At 71.9% G+C, this 16,514-nt stretch carries 16 protein-coding genes; 7 read left to right on the top strand and 9 right to left on the bottom strand.

The window, feature by feature from the left end:
* Positions 1–14 precede the first annotated feature (14 nt).
* From tal to pgl, 5 genes are all read left to right on the top strand, one after another.
* Positions 15–1,190, top strand: coding sequence for a transaldolase (tal, locus tag ABZU46_RS21190; protein ID WP_354860385.1), 1,176 nt, complete (start codon positions 15–17; stop codon positions 1,188–1,190).
* A gap of 37 nt (positions 1,191–1,227) precedes the next feature.
* A complete protein-coding gene (locus ABZU46_RS21185; RefSeq protein ID WP_354860383.1) occupies positions 1,228–2,877 on the top strand; it encodes a glucose-6-phosphate isomerase in 1,650 nt (549 codons plus the stop codon).
* A gap of 63 nt (positions 2,878–2,940) precedes the next feature.
* Entirely contained in the window at positions 2,941–4,491 is a 1,551-nt protein-coding gene (gene zwf, locus ABZU46_RS21180; protein ID WP_354860403.1) for a glucose-6-phosphate dehydrogenase, read from the top strand.
* A complete protein-coding gene (locus ABZU46_RS21175; RefSeq protein WP_354860381.1) occupies positions 4,488–5,504 on the top strand; it encodes a glucose-6-phosphate dehydrogenase assembly protein OpcA in 1,017 nt (338 codons plus the stop codon). Before zwf ends, ABZU46_RS21175 begins: the two co-directional genes overlap by 4 nt.
* A 134-nt stretch (positions 5,505–5,638) precedes the next feature.
* Complete coding sequence (gene pgl, locus ABZU46_RS21170) at positions 5,639–6,409, top strand: 6-phosphogluconolactonase (RefSeq protein ID WP_354860379.1); 771 nt, start codon at positions 5,639–5,641, stop codon at positions 6,407–6,409.
* Positions 6,410–6,442: 33 nt separating this feature from the next.
* On the opposite strand, the gene ABZU46_RS21165 is transcribed toward pgl, so the two are convergent.
* The 8 genes from ABZU46_RS21165 to rapZ form a co-directional block, all read right to left on the bottom strand.
* Positions 6,443–6,787: an RNA polymerase-binding protein RbpA gene (locus tag ABZU46_RS21165; RefSeq protein ID WP_354860378.1), complete on the bottom strand. Its 345-nt coding sequence runs from the start codon at positions 6,785–6,787 to the stop codon at positions 6,443–6,445.
* Between the two features lie 138 nt (positions 6,788–6,925).
* Positions 6,926–7,186: a preprotein translocase subunit SecG gene (gene secG / locus ABZU46_RS21160; RefSeq protein ID WP_354860376.1), complete on the bottom strand. Its 261-nt coding sequence runs from the start codon at positions 7,184–7,186 to the stop codon at positions 6,926–6,928.
* Between the two features lie 95 nt (positions 7,187–7,281).
* On the bottom strand, positions 7,282–8,073 hold the full coding sequence (gene tpiA, locus ABZU46_RS21155; RefSeq protein WP_354860375.1) for a triose-phosphate isomerase: 792 nt from the start codon (positions 8,071–8,073) through the stop codon (positions 7,282–7,284).
* A 2-nt stretch (positions 8,074–8,075) separates the two neighbouring features.
* Complete coding sequence (locus ABZU46_RS21150) at positions 8,076–9,299, bottom strand: phosphoglycerate kinase (RefSeq protein ID WP_354860373.1); 1,224 nt, start codon at positions 9,297–9,299, stop codon at positions 8,076–8,078.
* Positions 9,296–10,300: a type I glyceraldehyde-3-phosphate dehydrogenase gene (gene gap, locus ABZU46_RS21145; RefSeq protein WP_354860371.1), complete on the bottom strand. Its 1,005-nt coding sequence runs from the start codon at positions 10,298–10,300 to the stop codon at positions 9,296–9,298. Before gap ends, ABZU46_RS21150 begins: the two co-directional genes overlap by 4 nt.
* A 261-nt stretch (positions 10,301–10,561) precedes the next feature.
* Entirely contained in the window at positions 10,562–11,542 is a 981-nt protein-coding gene (gene whiA, locus ABZU46_RS21140; RefSeq protein ID WP_354860370.1) for a DNA-binding protein WhiA, read from the bottom strand.
* Between the two features lie 54 nt (positions 11,543–11,596).
* A complete protein-coding gene (locus tag ABZU46_RS21135; RefSeq protein ID WP_354860368.1) occupies positions 11,597–12,652 on the bottom strand; it encodes a 2-phospho-L-lactate transferase CofD family protein in 1,056 nt (351 codons plus the stop codon).
* The gene (gene rapZ, locus ABZU46_RS21130; protein ID WP_354860367.1) at positions 12,649–13,554 is read right to left on the bottom strand and encodes an RNase adapter RapZ; all 906 of its coding nucleotides are present in this window, start codon (positions 13,552–13,554) and stop codon (positions 12,649–12,651) included. The genes ABZU46_RS21135 and rapZ overlap by 4 nt, the downstream gene beginning before the upstream one ends.
* A gap of 211 nt (positions 13,555–13,765) precedes the next feature.
* Here rapZ and ABZU46_RS21125 point away from each other — a divergent pair, with 211 nt between their 5' ends.
* Positions 13,766–14,101 carry a hypothetical protein gene (locus tag ABZU46_RS21125; RefSeq protein WP_354860366.1) on the top strand — a complete coding sequence of 112 codons (336 nt, stop codon included), beginning with the start codon at positions 13,766–13,768 and terminating at the stop codon, positions 14,099–14,101.
* A gap of 70 nt (positions 14,102–14,171) precedes the next feature.
* Positions 14,172–16,013: a DNA helicase RecQ gene (gene recQ, locus ABZU46_RS21120; RefSeq protein WP_354860365.1), complete on the top strand. Its 1,842-nt coding sequence runs from the start codon at positions 14,172–14,174 to the stop codon at positions 16,011–16,013.
* 60 nt (positions 16,014–16,073) lie between these two features.
* Here recQ and ABZU46_RS21115 read toward each other — a convergent pair.
* Positions 16,074–16,514: C39 family peptidase (locus tag ABZU46_RS21115; protein ID WP_354860364.1), on the bottom strand; the 441-nt coding region annotated here is incomplete at its 5' end.

Below are 16,514 nucleotides of genomic sequence, written 5' to 3'. Positions count from 1 at the left end.
GGAGCGTGGACGGCATGACGGACAAGCTGAATGAGCTCACCGCCGCGGGTGTGGCGGTGTGGCTCGATGATCTTTCCCGGGTACGTTTGAGCTCCGGCGGGCTGGACAAGCTCCGCCGTGAGAAGCACGTCGCGGGCGTCACCACCAACCCGACGATCTTCGCGAAGGCGTTGAGCGACGCCGACGAGTACAACTGGCAGTTGCGCGACCTGGCCATCCGTGGCGTGGACGTGGAAGAGGCCGTACGGATGCTCACCACGTACGACGTACGGTGGGCCTGCGACGTGATGCGCCCGTCGTACGACGGCAGCGCAGGCGTGGACGGCCGGGTCTCGATCGAGGTGGACCCGCGCAGCGCGCACGACGCGGACAAGACGGTCGCCGAGGCCAAGGCGCTGTGGTGGCTGGTCGACCGGCCCAACCTCTTCATCAAGATCCCGGCCACCGAGGAGGGCCTGTCGGCGATCACCGACACGCTCGCCGAGGGGATCAGCGTCAACGTGACGCTGATCTTCGGTCTGGACCGCTACTCGGCGGTCATGGAGGCTTTCCTGACCGGTCTGGAGCAGGCCAAGGCCAACGGGCACGACCTGTCGAAGATCGGCTCCGTCGCGTCGTTCTTCGTCTCCCGCGTCGACTCCGAGGTCGACAAGCGACTGGAGAAGATCGGCTCCGACCAGGCCAAGGCGCTGAAGGGCAAGGCCGCGATCGCCAACGCCCAGCTGGCGTACGAGCGCTACACCGAGGTCTTCTCCTCGGACCGCTGGAAGGCGCTCGAGGCCGCCGGAGCGCACCCGCAGCGGCCGCTGTGGGCCTCCACCTCGACGAAGAACCCGGACTACCGGGACGTGATCTACGTCGAGGAGCTGATCGCCCCCGGCACGGTCAACACCATGCCGGAGTCGGTCATCCACGCGTACGCCGATCACGGCGAGACGCGCGGCGACACCATCACCGGCGCCTACGACGCGGCCCGGAAGGTCTTCGCGGACCTGGAGTCGGTCGGGGTGGACATGGCCGACGTGATCGCCACCCTGGAGCGCGAGGGCGTGGAGAAGTTCGAGGCGAGCTGGCAGGAGCTGCTCGACGGCGTCCGCAAGTCGCTGGAGGCGGCCGGCAGCGGCAAGGGTGCTCCGAACAAGGCGGCCAAGGGCAACGCGAACGCCGCCGCGAAGGCGGGTGGCGCGTGAGCGAGCGAATCGGCACGCAGCGAAGCGGAGTGGCGGCATGAGCGATCTTCTTGCAGGGCCGGTGGAGGCAGCCGCCGGGCTCGCTGTGTACGGCGCGGACGCGGTCGACAAGTCCGCGCCCGCCTCGACCCGGGAGGCGCTGGTCAAGGCCGGCGTCCCCGGCAGGCTGGCCGCCAAGGACGCAAGCCTGTGGGGCCCGGACGCCGAGGCCGAGGCGAAGGTCCGGCTCGGCTGGGTGGACACCCACCGGCGCAGCCGGGAGCTGCTGGTGCAGCTCGCCGAGCTGACCGCGGAGCTGGCCGACCTGGACCACGTGGTGCTCGCCGGTATGGGCGGCTCGTCGCTCGCCCCCGAGGTGATCACGCGGACCCTGGGCCGGCCGTTGACCGTGCTGGACACCACCGACCCGGGCCAGGTCCGGGCGGCCCTGGGTGACCGGCTGGAGCGCACCGTGGTGGTCGTCGCCAGCAAGTCCGGCTCGACGGTGGAGACCGACAGCCACCGTCGCGCCTACTGGCAGGCGTTCCTGGACGCCGGGATGACCGAGGCGGAGGCCGGCCGGCACTTCGTCATCGTCACCGACCCGGGTTCGCCGCTGGAGGCCACCGCGGCCGAGATGGGCGCGTTCACCGTGCTCGCCGACCCGAACGTGGGCGGCCGGTACTCGGCGCTGACCGCGTTCGGGCTGGTGCCGTCCGCGCTGGCCGGTGTCGAGGTCGCCGAGCTGATCGACCAGGCCGACGCGTTGGCCGAGTCGCTCGGCTCCGACCGCGACAACCCGGCGCTGGCGCTGGGCGCCGCGTTGGGTGCCGCGGCCACGCTGGCCCGCGACAAGGTCGCCCTGGTGTCCGACGGCACCGGCATCGACGGCCTGGGTGACTGGGCCGAGCAGTTGATCGCCGAGTCGACCGGCAAGGCCGGAGTGGGCATCCTGCCCGTCGTGGTCGAGTCCCCGCAGAGCCCCGGCGCCACCGGGCCGGACGTGCTGACCGTCAGCTACGGCGGCGCGCTGGCCCCCGGTGACGTGCCGGGCGGCGGCGCCGACCCGGACGTGGCCGTCAACGGCCCGCTCGGCGCGCAGTTCCTGGCCTGGGAGTACGCCACCGCGGTGGCCGGCGTGGTGCTCGGCATCGACCCGTTCAACCAGCCGAACGTCACCGAGTCCAAGGAGAACACCAACAAGATCCTGGCCTCGGGCCTGCCGGCGGAGACGCCGTCGTTCACCGAGGGCGCGATCGAGGTGTACGCGCCGCAGGGCGCGCCCGGTGACCTGGCCGGCGTGCTGCGCTGGCTGCTCGACGGTCTCGGCGACGACGGTTACCTGGCCGTCATGGCGTACCTGGACCGCTTCGCCGACGCCGACGCGGCCCGGCTGCGGCCGCTGCTGGCCGGCGCGTCCGGTCGGCCGGTCACCTTCGGCTGGGGGCCGCGGTTCCTGCACTCCACCGGCCAGTACCACAAGGGCGGCCCGCAGGTGGGCAGCTTCCTGCAGGTGACCGGCGCGGTCACCGAGGACCTGGCGGTGCCGGGCAAGCCGTACACCTTCGGTGAGTTGCAGGCGGCACAGGCCGCCGGCGACCGGCAGGCCCTCGCGGGTCGGAAGCGGCCGCTGCTGCGGCTGCACCTGACCGACCGGGCAACCGGCGTCGCCCAACTACTCGACGCGGCCGGTGAGCTGCGGGCGTGAGGATGGACGCTGTGACAGAAGCGGAAGCGAGGGAGCACCGTGAGCGCGAGGAGTGAACCGGGGTTGCGAGCCCCGGAGGCGCGAACCGAAGGTGGCTCGACGAACCCGCTACGCGACCCGCAGGACCGCCGGTTGCCCCGGATCCCCGAGCCGTGCGCTCTGGTGATCTTCGGGGTGACCGGCGACCTGGCCCGCAAGAAGCTGCTCCCGGCGGTCTACGACCTGGCGAACCGGGGCCTGCTGCCGCCCGGTTTCGTGGTGCTCGGCTTCGCCCGCCGCGACTGGGGTGACGGCGACTTCGAGACCCTCGCGTGCGAGGCGGCGAAGAAGCACGCCCGTACCCCGTGGCGGGACGAGGTGTGGGCGCGACTGGCCGGCAACATCAAGTTCGTCGGCGGGTCGTTCGACGACGACGCGGCCTTCGACCAGCTCGCCTCGACGCTGGACGACCTGCGGCAGAGTCACGGCATCGCCGGCAACGCGGCGTTCTACTTCTCCATCCCCCCGGCCGCGTTCCCCGTCGTGCTCAAGCAACTGGCCCGCACCGGGATGGCCGACAACGAGAAGTCCGGCGGTTGGCGCCGGGTGGTGGTGGAGAAGCCGTTCGGTAACGACCTGCCGTCGGCGAAGGCGCTCAACGACCTCGTCGACGACGTGTTCACCCGCCAGGACGTCTTCCGGATCGACCACTACCTGGGCAAGGAGACCGTCCAGAACATCCTGGCCCTGCGGTTCGCCAACAACCTGTTCGAGCCGCTGTGGAACTCGAAGTACGTCGACTCGGTGCAGATCACCATGGCCGAGGACGTCGGCATCGGCAGCCGGGCCGGCTTCTACGACACCGTCGGCACCGCCCGTGACGTGCTGCAGAACCACCTGCTCCAACTCCTGGCGCTGGTGGCCATGGAGGAGCCGACGAGCTTCGACGCCGACGAGATCCGCGCCGAGAAGCTGAAGGTGCTCAAGGCCATCACCCTGCCGAAGGACGTCGCCCGGGACACCGTCCGCGGCCAGTACCTGCCCGGCTGGGTCGGCGGCGAACGCGCGGTCGGTTACCGGGAGGAGCAGGGCGTACCCCCCGACTCCACGACGGAGACGTACGTGGCGGTGCGGCTCGGCATCCAGAACCGGCGCTGGGCCGAGGTGCCGTTCTACATCCGGGCCGGCAAGCGGCTGCCCCGGCGGGTCACCGAGGTCGCCATCATGTTCAAGAAGGCGCCGCACCTGCCGTTCAACGACGCCGACATGGAGTCGCTGGGCAACAACCAGCTCGTCATCCGGGTGCAGCCGGACGAGGGCGTGGTGCTCAAGTTCGGCTCGAAGGTGCCGGGCACCACCATGGAAGTCCGCGACATCGCGATGGACTTCCAGTACGGCGAGGCGTTCACGGAGTCCAGCCCGGAGGCGTACGAGCGGCTGGTGCTGGACGTGCTGATCGGGGACCGCACCCTGTTCCCGGACGCGGCCGAGGTCGAGCAGAGCTGGCAGGTGATCGACCCGCTGGAGCACGCCTGGGAGGGCACCACGCCGGAGCCGTACCGCGCCGGCGAGTGGGGGCCGCGGGCGGCCGACGAGATGCTGGCCCGCGAGGGCCGCGCTTGGAGAAGAGCATGATCGGGCTGTGGGACACCACCGGCAACGAGGTGGTCAAGGCGCTGGCTGCCGAGCGGCGCAGCGCCGGTGGTGTGGCCAGCGGCATGGCGCTCACCCTCATCGTGGTGGTGGACGAGAAGCGGGTCCGCGAGGCGGAGGCGGCGGCGACCATCGCCGCCGCCGCCCACCCGTGCCGGCTGGTGGTCGTGGTCCGCTCCGACATCGAGCGGGAACGCAACCGACTGGACGCGGAGATCGTGGTCGGTGGCCGACTCGGCCCCTGCGAGGCGGTGGTCACCCGGTTGTACGGGCGGCTCGCCCTGCACGCGGAGTCGGTGGTGATGCCGCTGCTGGTGCCGGACGTGCCGGTGGTCACCTGGTGGCACGGCGAACCGCCGGCGGAGATCGCCACCGACTTCCTCGGGGTGGTCGCCGACCGGAGGATCACCGACACGGCGCAGGCCACGGACCCGGTGGAGGCGCTGCGGCAGCGCGCCCGGGACTACGCCCCGGGTGACACCGACCTGGCGTGGACCCGGATCACCCCGTGGCGGACCCTGGTCGCCGGGGCGTTCGACACCACCGAGGCGAAGGTCACCGAGGCGACCGTCGTCGCGCCGCCCACCGACCCGACGGCGGCGCTGATGGTCGGCTGGCTGTCCAGCCGGCTGGGCATCACCCCGCGCCGGGTCGACACCAACGAGTTCCCCCGGATGCGGGAGGTGCAGTTGACCTGCGCCAACGGCGACCGCCTGACGCTGACCCGCGAGGACAGCCTGGCGGTGTTCCGGCGGACCGGTCAGGACGACCGGGCCCTGCCGCTGGTCCGTCGGCCGCTCGGCGACGAGTTGGCCGAGGAACTGCGCCGGCTGGACGCGGACCAGGTGTACGCGGAGGCGCTGGGCGCGACCGCCGGGCTGCGGGGTCTGGAACAGCGCCCCCCGCAGCGGGTGCACGTCTGGAAGGATCCGGCCACGGCCCAGCGCGCCGAGGCCGGGGTCACCGCGCACACCGGCACGAGCGGCGAGAGCTGAGCCGGAACGTCCGCAGCACGACGAACGGGAGGGCCGGGATGGTTCCGGCCCTCCACCGGAGCACCTCTGGGCGTACCGGCCCGGAGACGACGCGACAGCGACCGCCCAGCGGTCGGGAAACGAAGGCACAACCCATGAGTGAGGCGAGTGTCGCCGTCCACGCCGACGCCGACCTGCTGGCGCAGGCCGTGGCGGCCCGGCTGCTGGTGAAGCTGCTCGACGCGCAGGCCGACCGGGGTGAGGCCGCGATCGTGCTCACCGGTGGGCGCGTCGCCGCGGCCGTGTACCGGGCGGTGGCGCAGTTGCCGGCCCGCGACGCGGTGGACTGGTCCCGGGTCGACGTGTGGTGGGGTGACGAGCGGTTCCTGCCCGCCGGCGACCCGGAGCGCAACGAGACCCAGGCCCGCGCCGCCCTGCTGGACGTGGTGCCGCTGGACCCGGCCCGGGTGCATCCCATGCCGGCCTCCGACGGCCCGGCCGGCAACGACCCCGAGGCGGCCGCCGCCGCGTACGCCGACGAGTTGGCCCGCGCCGCCCGGCCGGGGCACGCCGCGCTGCCGCACTTCGACGTGCTGATGCTGGGTGTCGGCGAGGACGGGCACGTCGCGTCGGTCTTCCCCGGGCACCCGGTGCACTACGAGACGCGGCCGGTCAGCGCGGTGCGGGGCAGCCCGAAGCCGCCGCCGGTGCGGACCACGCTCACCCTGTCGGCGATCAACACCGCCGAGGAGGTCTGGCTGGTGGCCGGCGGCGCCGACAAGGCACGTGCGGTGGGCATGGCGCTGGCCGGCGCCGGCCCGGTGCAGCTGCCGGCCGCCGGGGTGCACGGCGTGGACCGTACCCGCTGGCTGCTGGACCGCGCGGCGGCCGCTGACGTGCCCGCCCGGCTGCGTAGCCTGCGCTGAACGACGGGAAGGGCCCCGACGTGGGGCCCTTGCCTAACTTTCGCCCCGGCGGCGGCGCAGCGCGGCGAGCGCCTCCGCCAGCAGCGCCTCGCCCTCCTCGGCGGTACGCCGCTCCTTCACGTACGCCAGGTGGCTCTTGTAGGGCTCGGCGCGGACCCGTCCGGGCGGGTTCTGCGCGTCCAGACCGGCGGGGAGCCCGCAGCGGGGGCAGTCCCACAGCGGCGGCGCCGTGGCGTCGGCCGCGATCCGGATGTCGGTCTGGTGGTCGTTGCGACACCAGTAGGTGACGTCCTGTCGGGGTGCGGGTTGGTGCCGCTCGTCCGGGCGCATGGGTGCGGACCCGACGCGGGCGCCGCGGATGACGTTGCCACTGGGCACGGCTGCTCGCTCCTGTCGTCGGAGGGGACCCGCCGCCGTCGGGGATGGGCGGCGGGCGACGCGGTGCAGCGGAGAAAGACTGCGCGCGGCCCGTCGAGTGACGGACCGCGCGCAGATTGTACGACTTCGCGGGCCTGCTCAGGAGCCGCTGTTCAACTGGAGACGGAGCCAGAGCCCCAGCCCGACGATCGCCGCGAACCAGACGACACCCACCAGAACGGTGTAACGGTCCAGGTTCTTCTCGGCCACCGAGGAGCCGGCGAGGCTGGAGCTGACGCCACCGCCGAACATGCTCGACAACCCGCCACCCTTACCGCGGTGCAGCAGGATGAGCATGGTGAGCAGGATGCTCGTGATGACCAGCAACACGATCAACGTGTATGCGAACCAGATCGGCATGGCTGGGGGGAGTCCTCTCGTAGCGATCCTCGCCCGGACAGGTCGGGCACGGTGGCACCGGCCGGTGGACGGGCGGTGTCCAGGATAGCGAGCGATCAGCGAGCGATGTGCTCGGGGAACCGGCAGATCTGCGCGAATTCTTCGGCGTCCAGGCTGGCGCCGCCCACCAGGCCCCCGTCCACGTCCGGCTGAGCCATGATCGAGGCGACGTTGGACGCCTTGACCGACCCGCCGTAGAGGATCCGAACCGCGTCGGCGGTCTCGGCGTCGAAGCGCTCCGCCAGCCGCTGGCGAACCGCACCGCAGACCTCCTGGGCGTCCTCGGGCGTCGCGGTCTTGCCGGTGCCGATCGCCCAGACCGGCTCGTACGCGATGACGACCTGGCGCACCTGCTCGGCGGTGAGCCCGGCGAGGCCCCCGTCGAGCTGGTCGGCGCAGTGCGCCACGTGGGTGCCCTGCTCGCGGATGTCCAGCCCCTCCCCCACGCAGAGGATCGGGGTCAGGCCGTGCGTGAGCGCCGCCTTCACCTTCGCGTTGACCAACCCGTCGTCCTCGTGGTGGTAGGCCCGCCGCTCGGAGTGCCCGACCACCACGTACGTGCAGCCGAGCTTGGCGAGCATCACGCCGGAGATGTCCCCGGTGTACGCGCCCGCCGTGTGCGGGGAGAGGTCCTGCCCGCCGTAGCCGATCAGCAGCTTGTCGCCGTCCACCGCCGTCTGCACGGTGCGCAGGGCGGTGAACGGCGGCAGCACGACCGTCTCGACCTCGGTGAGCTGCTTCTCGGTGAGGCTCGCGGCCAGCTTCTGCACGAGCAGGTTGGCCTCGAGGTGGTTGAGGTTCATCTTCCAGTTGCCGGCCATCAACGGCCGGCGGGTCGTGCTCGCCATGCTCAGTTCTCCAGGGCCGCGATGCCGGGGAGGGTCTTGCCCTCCAGGTACTCCAGGGAGGCGCCACCGCCGGTGGAGATGTGCCCGAACGCCTTCTCATCCAGGCCGAGGAGCCGGATCGCGGCCGCCGAGTCACCGCCGCCGACCACGCTGAACGCGTCGGAATCGGCGATGGCCTCGGCGACGCCCCGGGTGCCCGCGGCGAAGGGCGCCATCTCGAACACGCCCATCGGCCCGTTCCAGAAGATCGTCCGCGCGTTTCCGGGATCTCCACACGCGGAGGTCTTCAGGGCGGCGGCGAAGCCGGCGACCGTTTCCGGGCCGATGTCCAGCCCGATCCGGTGGCTCGGGATGCCGTCCGCCGGGAAGACGTCGTGATCGGCGTCCGGGGAGAAGGCGGTCGCGGCCACCACGTCGACCGGCAGCATGATCTTGCCCTCGGAGCGCTCCAGGAGGTTGCGGCAGGTCTCCACCATCTCCTCCTCCAGCAGCGAGGTGCCCACCTCGTGGCCCTGGGCCTTGAGGAACGTGAAGCACATCCCGCCGCCGATGAGCAGCCGGTCGACCTTCGGCAGCAGCGCCTCGATCACCGCCAGCTTGTCGGAGACCTTGGAACCACCCAGCACCACGACGTACGGGCGCTCCGGGTCGCCGGCCAGCTTGCCGAGCACCTCGACCTCGCGCAGCACCAGCCGGCCGGCCACGTGCGGCAGCCGCGCCGGCACGTCGTACACGCTGGCGTGCTTGCGGTGCACGGCGCCGAACGCGTCGTCGACGTACGCGTCGCCGAACGCGGCGAGCTGGTCGGCGAAGGCGCCCCGCTCGGCCTCGTCCTTGCTGGTCTCACCGGCGTTGAAGCGCAGGTTCTCCAGCAGGGCGACCTGGCCGTCGGCCAGGCCCGCGACGGTGGAGCGGGCCGAGTCGCCGACCGTGTCGGTGGCGAAGTGCACCGGAGCGCCGAGCAGCTCACCGAGCCGCCCGGCGACCGGGCTCAGGCTGAACTGCGGGTCCGGCGTGCCCTTCGGGCGGCCCAGGTGCGAGCAGACGACCACCTTCGCGCCGGCCTCGACCAGCGCGCCGAGCGTCGGCAGCACCGCGCGGATGCGTCCGTCATCAGTGATCGCACCGGTCTGCTTGTCGAGCGGGACGTTCAGGTCGGCGCGCACCAGCACGCGCCGACCCGACACCCCCTCGGCGAGCAGGTCGTCGAGGGTCCGGATGCTCACAGCGACGAACCGACCAGCTTGACCAGGTCGACCAGGCGGTTGGAGTAGCCCCACTCGTTGTCGTACCAGCCGACGACCTTGACCTGGTTGCCGACGACCTTGGTCAGCGGCGCGTCGAAGATGCACGACGCCGGGTCGGTGACGATGTCGGTGGAGACGATCGGGTCCTCGTTGTAGACGAGGATGCCCTTGAGCGGGCCGTCCGCGGCGGCCTTCAGCGCGGCGTTGACCTCGTCCACGGTGGTCTCACGACCCACGGTGACGGTGAGGTCGGTGACCGAGCCGGTCGGGATCGGCACCCGCAGCGCGTACCCGTCGAGCTTGCCCTTCAGGTCCGGCAGCACCAGGCCGATGGCCTTCGCGGCGCCGGTCGAGGTCGGCACGATGTTCAGCGCGGCGGCCCGGGCGCGGCGCAGGTCGGAGTGCGGGGCGTCCTGCAGGTTCTGGTCCTGGGTGTACGCGTGGATCGTCGTCATCAGACCGTGCTGGATGCCGAACGTGTCGTGCAGGACCTTCGCCATCGGCGCGAGGCAGTTGGTGGTGCACGAGGCGTTGGAGATGATGGTGTGCTTCGCCGGGTCGTAGGTGTCGTGGTTGACACCCATGACGACGGTGACGTCCTCGTTCTTCGCCGGAGCGGAGATGATGACCTTCTTGGCGCCGCCGTCGACGTGCGCCTTGGCCTTGGTGGCGTCGGTGAAGAAGCCGGTCGACTCGATGACGACGTCCGCGCCGACCTCACCCCACGGCAGCGCCGCCGGGTCCTTCTCGGCGTACGCCTTGATGGTCTTGCCACCGACGGTGATCTCGTCGGCGGTGGCCTTGACCTCGAACGGCAGGCGACCGAGGATGCTGTCGTACTTGAGCAGGTGGGCGAGCGTGCCGTTGTCGGTCAGGTCGTTCACCGCCACGACCTCGATGTCGGCGTCGGACGCCAGCACTGCCCGGAAGAAGTTCCGGCCGATTCGGCCGAAGCCGTTGATGCCAACCCGGATGGTCACAGGTCCCATCTCCTCGCGTTCTGGTCTGCCGGCTTCAGACAACGGGCCGGCGGAGTGGTGTGCGCCGACCGTTGGAGCCGGCCGTTGACGGTTCGTCTCGGCACCCCGCCGCGGTCTGAGGACCTGACCGCCCGAGGCGGTAAGCACGACGAGGAGTGCCCGTGTCGGCCCCCTTGCCGTACTCAGCGACCTTATCCGAGCGCGTGAGACCACGCCGCGCCGGGTCGTGCTCCCGGCGCACCGTACGGCCCCACCGTCCTATCAGACCACGAGCATGTCGGGCGTGACGGCCGCTTCGGTATCCGGGATGCCGAGGTCCCGGGCCCGCTTGTCGGCCAGCGCGAGCAGACGGCGGATCCGTCCGGCGATGGCGTCCTTGGTCAGCGGAGGCTCGGCCAGCGCGCCCAGCTCCTCCAGCGACGCCTGCCGGTGCTCCAGGCGCAGCCGCCCGGCGTCGGTCAGGTGGTTGGGCGCCTCCTCGGCCAGGATCTCCAGCGCCCGGGTCACCCGGGCGGCGGCGGCGACGGCGGCGCGCGCCGAGCGGCGCAGATTGGCGTCGTCGAAGTTGGCCAGCCGGTTGGCGGTGGCCCGCACCTCGCGGCGGACCCGGCGCTCCTCCCAGGCCAGCACGCTGGAGTGCGCGCCGATGCGGGTGAGCAGCGCCGCGATCGCGTCGCCGTCCTTGACCACCACCCGGTCCACCCCGCGCACCTCCCGGTTCTTCGCGGTGATGCCGATCCGCCGGGCCGCGCCGACCAGCGCCAGCGCCGACTCCGGCCCCGGGCAGGTGATCTCCAGCGCGCTGGAGCGGCCGGGCTCGGTGAGCGAGCCGTGCGCCATGAACGCGCCCCGCCATGCCGAGACCGCGCAGCAGACGTTGGCCGCCACCACGTGCGGAGGGAGCCCGCGCACCGGCCGGCCGCGCACGTCCAGCAGGCCGGTCTGCCGTGCGAGCGCCTCACCGTCCTTGACCACGCGGACGATGAAGTGGCTGCCCTTGCGCAGCCCACCGGACGCCAGCACGTGGATCTCGCTGGGGTAGCCGTAGACCTCGGCGATCTCCCGGCGCAACCGACGCGCCACCGCGCCGGTGTCCAGCTCAGCCTCCACCACCACCCGGCCGGAGACGATGTGCAGCCCGCCGGCGAAGCGCAGCAGCGCCGCCATCTCCGCCCGCCGACAGCAGGGCTTGGGCACGTCGACCCGACTCAGCTCGTCCTTGACCGCAGCCGTCATCGCCATTGTGCGTCCCCTCACGGACCTGTTCCGGCGTGTCGCCGGAGATTACGTACGTGTCTAACGATCGGCGCCCAGGACAGGCACCAGCGCGGCGCCCAGGGCAGCCGGATCATGGCGGGGAGTGCCGTCGATGACGGCGACGGGGGCGAGGACCAGGCGGGCACCCAGCGATTCTGCCGCACGTTCGACCGGTTCAGGGTCACCCACCGCCTTGGCGTCCGCGAGCACGAGATCAACCTTGAGCTCGGGCAGGTACCAGCGCAACGCCGCCAGATGATCGGCGACCGAGAGGCCGAGGGTCTCCTTCTCCGCGGCCAGGTTCAGCGTGACCAGCCGCCGGGCCGAGCTGGACACGATCGCGTCGGCCAGCTGCGGCACCAGCAGGTGCGGCAGCACACTCGTGTACCAGCTGCCCGGCCCGAAGATCAACCAGTCCGCCGCAGCGATCGCCGCCAGGGCCTCGGCGCAGGCCGCCGGGGCGGCCGGGGTGAGGCGCAGCGACTCGACCCGCCCGGTGGTGACCGCCACCTGGTGCTGACCGCGTACGGTGCGCACCTCGTCGGGGGCGCTCGGGTCGGCGCCGCGCACCCGCGCCTCGATGCCGACCGGCTGGCGCGACATCGGCAGGACCCGGCCGACCGTGCCGAGCATGGCCCCGGCGTGTTCCAGCGCGGCCACCGGGTCGCCGAGCAGCTCCATGAGACCGCAGAGCACCAGGTTGCCCACCGCGTGCCCGGCCAGGCCGTCGGTGCGCGCCGCCGTCGGGTCCGCGCCGCGCGGCTCCGGGCCGCCCGCCGCCGCCGGGTCCGCGTCGGTCCCGCCGTCCGGGGGTACGCCGAGCGCCGGCACGGCGGCGAAGCGGTGCTGGAACAGCCCGGCGCTGCGTCGCGTGGCGGGGTGGTCTCCGGCCAGCGCCACCAGCGCCTGGCGCAGGTCACCCGGGGGCAGGCCGCCCCGTTCGGCGCGCAGCCGGCCGCTGGAACCGCCGTCGTCACCGACCGTGACCACCGCGGTGATGTCCAGGTCGAGTTCGGGGGCGCAGTGACGCAGCGCACGCAGCGACGCGGACAACCCGTGCCCTCCGCCGAACGCGACCACCCGACGCGCCGTCATTCCCGCCCCAGGTCGCGGTGCTGCGCGTTGGCGGCCAGCCCCGACTGGCGCAGCCGACCGGCCAGCTCCTCGGCGATGGCCACGCTGCGGTGTTTGCCGCCGGTGCAGCCCACGGCGACCGTCAGGTACCGCTTGCCCTCCCGCTCGAACCCGGTGGTGGTGGCGTTGACCAGGTCGGCGTACGAGGCGACGAAGGCGTCCGCGCCCTCCTGACCCAGCACGTACGCGCTGACCGCCTCCTCCCGCCCGGTGTGCTCGCGCAGCTCCGGCACCCAGTACGGGTTGGGCAGGAACCGGGCGTCCAGCACGAAGTCGGCGTCCGGCGGCGGGCCGTACTTGAAGCCGAACGACAGCACGGTGACCCGCAGCCGGCGGGCGTCCTCGCCGCCGAACAGCTCCTCGATGCGCCGGCGCAGCTGGTTGACGTTCAGGTGGCTGGTGTCGATGATCACGTCGGCCTGGTCGCGGGCCTCCTCCAACAGCCCGCGCTCCACGGCGATGCCGTCGGCCAGCCGCCCGTCGCCCTGCAACGGGTGCGAACGCCGAACGCTCTCGAAACGCCGGATCAGCACCTCGTCGTCGGCGTCGACGAACACCACCCGCGGCGAGAAGCCCCGCTCCTTCAGCTCGCGGATCGCCCCGGCCAGGTCGGTGGAGAAGGCCCGCGAGCGCACGTCCAGGACCATGGCCGTACGCCGGGCCGCGCCGCCGGCCTTGAACGCCAACTCGGCCATGTCGAGCATGAGCGCCTGTGGCAGGTTGTCCACGACGTAGTAGCCGACGTTCTCCAACGCCCGGGCGACGGTGCTGCGACCACCACCGGACAGCCCGGTGACCACCACCAGGGTGGTCTCCGACTCGGCCGCCGGCTGCCCGTCACCGGCTGTGTGCGCCTCGCTCACCCGTACCCCCAAGCCGTGGCGCCGCGGCCGCCATCGGCCGCGATTGGTCAATCAGCGACTCTATCCCGCCGGCCGGCGTCGGGTCGGGCGCGTCCGCACCCGGGGACCGCGGGTCGCCCTCCCGACAGCCTCCGCCCTTGATAACGATCAGTAATCATCTATACGCTCCTCGTGATCGCCGCAGGTCAAGGCCGACATCTGGGAGGGTGCGATGCACGATCTGGCGGACAAGAACAAGTACGTCGGTTTCCTGTTTATGCGGATCAGTCCGGAGTATTTCGCCCTCGGCCGGGAGGGCATCCACGAGGTCTCCGCCGAGCACGCACGGGATCTGGGCCGCTTCGCCAAGCAGCTCACCCACGTCGTCTGCACCGGGGTCAACGGGAAGTACGACCAGGTGACGATGGTGGAGGCCGACACCCTCGAGGAGATCAACGCCGCGGCCACCGCGTTCCGGATGGGGGCCAAGGCCCGCTACATCGAGATCGTCGACATCGTCGTCGGGATGAAGGCCCCGCCGCGCGGCCTGGCCAACCGGCCCAGCTGACCGCACGCTCGTCCGGTGTGCCCGGGTGCGCCGGGCGAGCGGTGTCGGGGTCGGCTCGTAGACTCCGCGAATGGCTTCCCCCACCGACCTGCGTACCGAGGACGCGCTGCCGGTGCTGCGCCGGGTGTTCGGCTACGACGCCTTCCGCGGCTTCCAGCAGCAGGTCATCGACCATGTCGTCGCCGGTGGCGACGCGCTGGTGCTGATGCCCACCGGTGGCGGCAAGTCGCTGTGCTACCAGATCCCGGCCCTGGTCCGCGACGGTGTCGCGGTCGTCGTCTCCCCGCTGATCGCGCTCATGCAGGACCAGGTGGACGCGCTCACCGCGGTCGGTGTCCGCGCCGGCTTCCTCAACTCCACCCAGACCCTGGACGCCCGGCGGCGGGTGGAGGCCGCGTTCGTCGCCGGCGAACTGGACCTGCTCTACCTGGCGCCCGAGGCGCTCGGCGTCCGGTCCACCCTCGCCCTGCTGGACCGGGGGCGCATCTCCCTGTTCGCGATCGACGAGGCGCACTGCGTGTCCCAGTGGGGGCACGACTTCCGGCCCGACTACCTGGCGCTGTCGATGCTGCACGAGCGCTGGCCGCAGGTCCCCCGGATCGCGCTGACCGCCACCGCGACGAGCGCCACCCGCACCGAGATCGCCAGCCGGCTGGCGCTCGACGACGCGCGGCACTTCGTGGCCAGCTTCGACCGGCCCAACATCCAGTACCGGATCGTGCCCAAGCGGGAGCCCCGCAAGCAGCTGCTGGCCCTGCTGCGCGACGAGCACCCCGGCGACGCCGGCATCGTCTACTGCCTGTCGCGCGCCTCGGTGGACAAGACCGCCGAGTTCCTCGTCGCCAACGGCGTCGCCGCGCTGCCGTACCACGCCGGTCTGGACGCGGCCACCCGCGCCGCCAACCAGCAACGTTTCCTCCGCGAGGACGGCCTGGTCATGGTGGCCACCATCGCCTTCGGCATGGGCATCGACAAGCCCGACGTGCGCTTCGTCGCCCACCTCGACCTGCCCAAGTCCGTCGAGGGCTACTACCAGGAGACCGGCCGCGCCGGCCGCGACGGGCTGCCGTCCACCGCATGGCTGGCGTACGGCCTGCAGGACGTGGTCCAGCAGCGCAAGATGATCGAGACGTCCGACGGCGACCTCGCGCACCGGCGCAACCTCGCCGCACACCTGGACGCGATGCTCGCGCTCTGCGAGACGGTCCGCTGCCGACGGGTGCAGCTGCTCGAGTACTTCGGCGAGACGACCCCGACGGCCTGCGGCAACTGCGACACCTGCCTCAACCCACCGGAGTCGTGGGACGGCACCGTGGCCGCCCAGAAGCTGCTCTCCGCCGTGTTCCGCCTCGACCGCGAGCGCAACCAGCGGTTCGGCGCCGGGCACTGCATCGACATCCTGCTCGGCAAGCAGACCGACAAGATCAGCCAGTACGGTCACGACTCGCTGACCGTCTTCGGCATCGGCACGGAGTTGAGCGAGGCCGAGTGGCGGGGCGTGGTCCGGCAACTCCTCGCCGAGGGGCTGCTCGCCGTGGAGGGCGACTACGGCACCCTCGCGCTGACCGAGGCCAGCGCCGACGTGCTGGGCCGCCGCCGCACCGTCACGATGCGCCGCGAGCCGGAGCGGCCCGCGTCGAGCCGGTCGTCGAAGCCGCGCGGGTCGGCCACCGTCGTCGCCGAGCTCACCCCGGCGGCCGCGTCGGTCTTCGAGCGGCTGCGCGCCTGGCGGGCGGCCACCGCCAAGGAGCAGGGCGTCCCGGCGTACGTCATCTTCCACGACGCCACCCTCCGGCAGATCGCGGGTGACGCGCCCACCTCGCTGGCCGAGCTGTCGCGGGTCGGCGGGGTCGGCGAGAACAAGCTCGCCAAGTACGGCGAGCAGATCCTGGCCGTCCTCGCGACCGACTGACTGCATGCCGAAAGGGCCGGGCCCCTGTGGTGGGGTCCGGCCCTTGTCGGTGTGTGGTTCTCAGCTGGAGGCGTAGCCGCGGGTGGCGATCCAGTCAGCGAGGTGCTCGACCGTGATGTCGTACGCGGCCGTGTTCGCATCGGCCGAATCAGCGATCCGCACAACGTCACCGTTGTCGCGGTAACCCACGACGCTGATGTAGTGCCCGCCCTCGAACGAGTGGGTGTTGCCATCAGTGTCGACGCTGGTGCCCGCGATGTTCGCCACCACCGCCCGACCGTCGTCGACGGTCTTGACAATGTCGGCGCGCAGCTGGTCGGTCTGCGTGGCGTCGGCGTCGGGCTTGCTGATCTCGACGCTGTGGTACGCGTCGTTCTTACCGGTCTCCTTGTTCAGCACCGGCGTGATGTCGTTGATGCTGTTGGTGCCGGCCTCGGTGGTGCCCATCTCCTTGGCCATGGCGTCCACGCTGATGTCCTTGCCCTGCACGGACAGGGCGTT

Source organism: Micromonospora sp. NPDC005197, assembly GCF_040608295.1.
Taxonomy (GTDB): domain Bacteria; phylum Actinomycetota; class Actinomycetes; order Mycobacteriales; family Micromonosporaceae; genus Micromonospora.
This window is presented reverse-complemented; position numbering and strand designations above follow the sequence as displayed.

Excerpts from the sequence above, each read along its gene's own strand:
- tal (WP_354860385.1), top strand. The coding sequence starts at position 15 with ATGACGGACAAGCTGAATGAGCTCACCGCCGCGGGTGTGGCGGTGTGG.
- ABZU46_RS21135 (WP_354860368.1), bottom strand. The coding sequence starts at position 12,652 with ATGACGGCGCGTCGGGTGGTCGCGTTCGGCGGAGGGCACGGGTTGTCC.
- whiA (WP_354860370.1), bottom strand. The coding sequence starts at position 11,542 with ATGGCGATGACGGCTGCGGTCAAGGACGAGCTGAGTCGGGTCGACGTG.
- secG (WP_354860376.1), bottom strand. The coding sequence starts at position 7,186 with ATGCCGATCTGGTTCGCATACACGTTGATCGTGTTGCTGGTCATCACG.
- ABZU46_RS21125 (WP_354860366.1), top strand. The coding sequence starts at position 13,766 with ATGCACGATCTGGCGGACAAGAACAAGTACGTCGGTTTCCTGTTTATG.
- pgl (WP_354860379.1), top strand. The coding sequence starts at position 5,639 with ATGAGTGAGGCGAGTGTCGCCGTCCACGCCGACGCCGACCTGCTGGCG.
- ABZU46_RS21175 (WP_354860381.1), top strand. The coding sequence starts at position 4,488 with ATGATCGGGCTGTGGGACACCACCGGCAACGAGGTGGTCAAGGCGCTG.
- ABZU46_RS21185 (WP_354860383.1), top strand. The coding sequence starts at position 1,228 with ATGAGCGATCTTCTTGCAGGGCCGGTGGAGGCAGCCGCCGGGCTCGCT.
- tpiA (WP_354860375.1), bottom strand. The coding sequence starts at position 8,073 with ATGGCGAGCACGACCCGCCGGCCGTTGATGGCCGGCAACTGGAAGATG.
- recQ (WP_354860365.1), top strand. The coding sequence starts at position 14,172 with ATGGCTTCCCCCACCGACCTGCGTACCGAGGACGCGCTGCCGGTGCTG.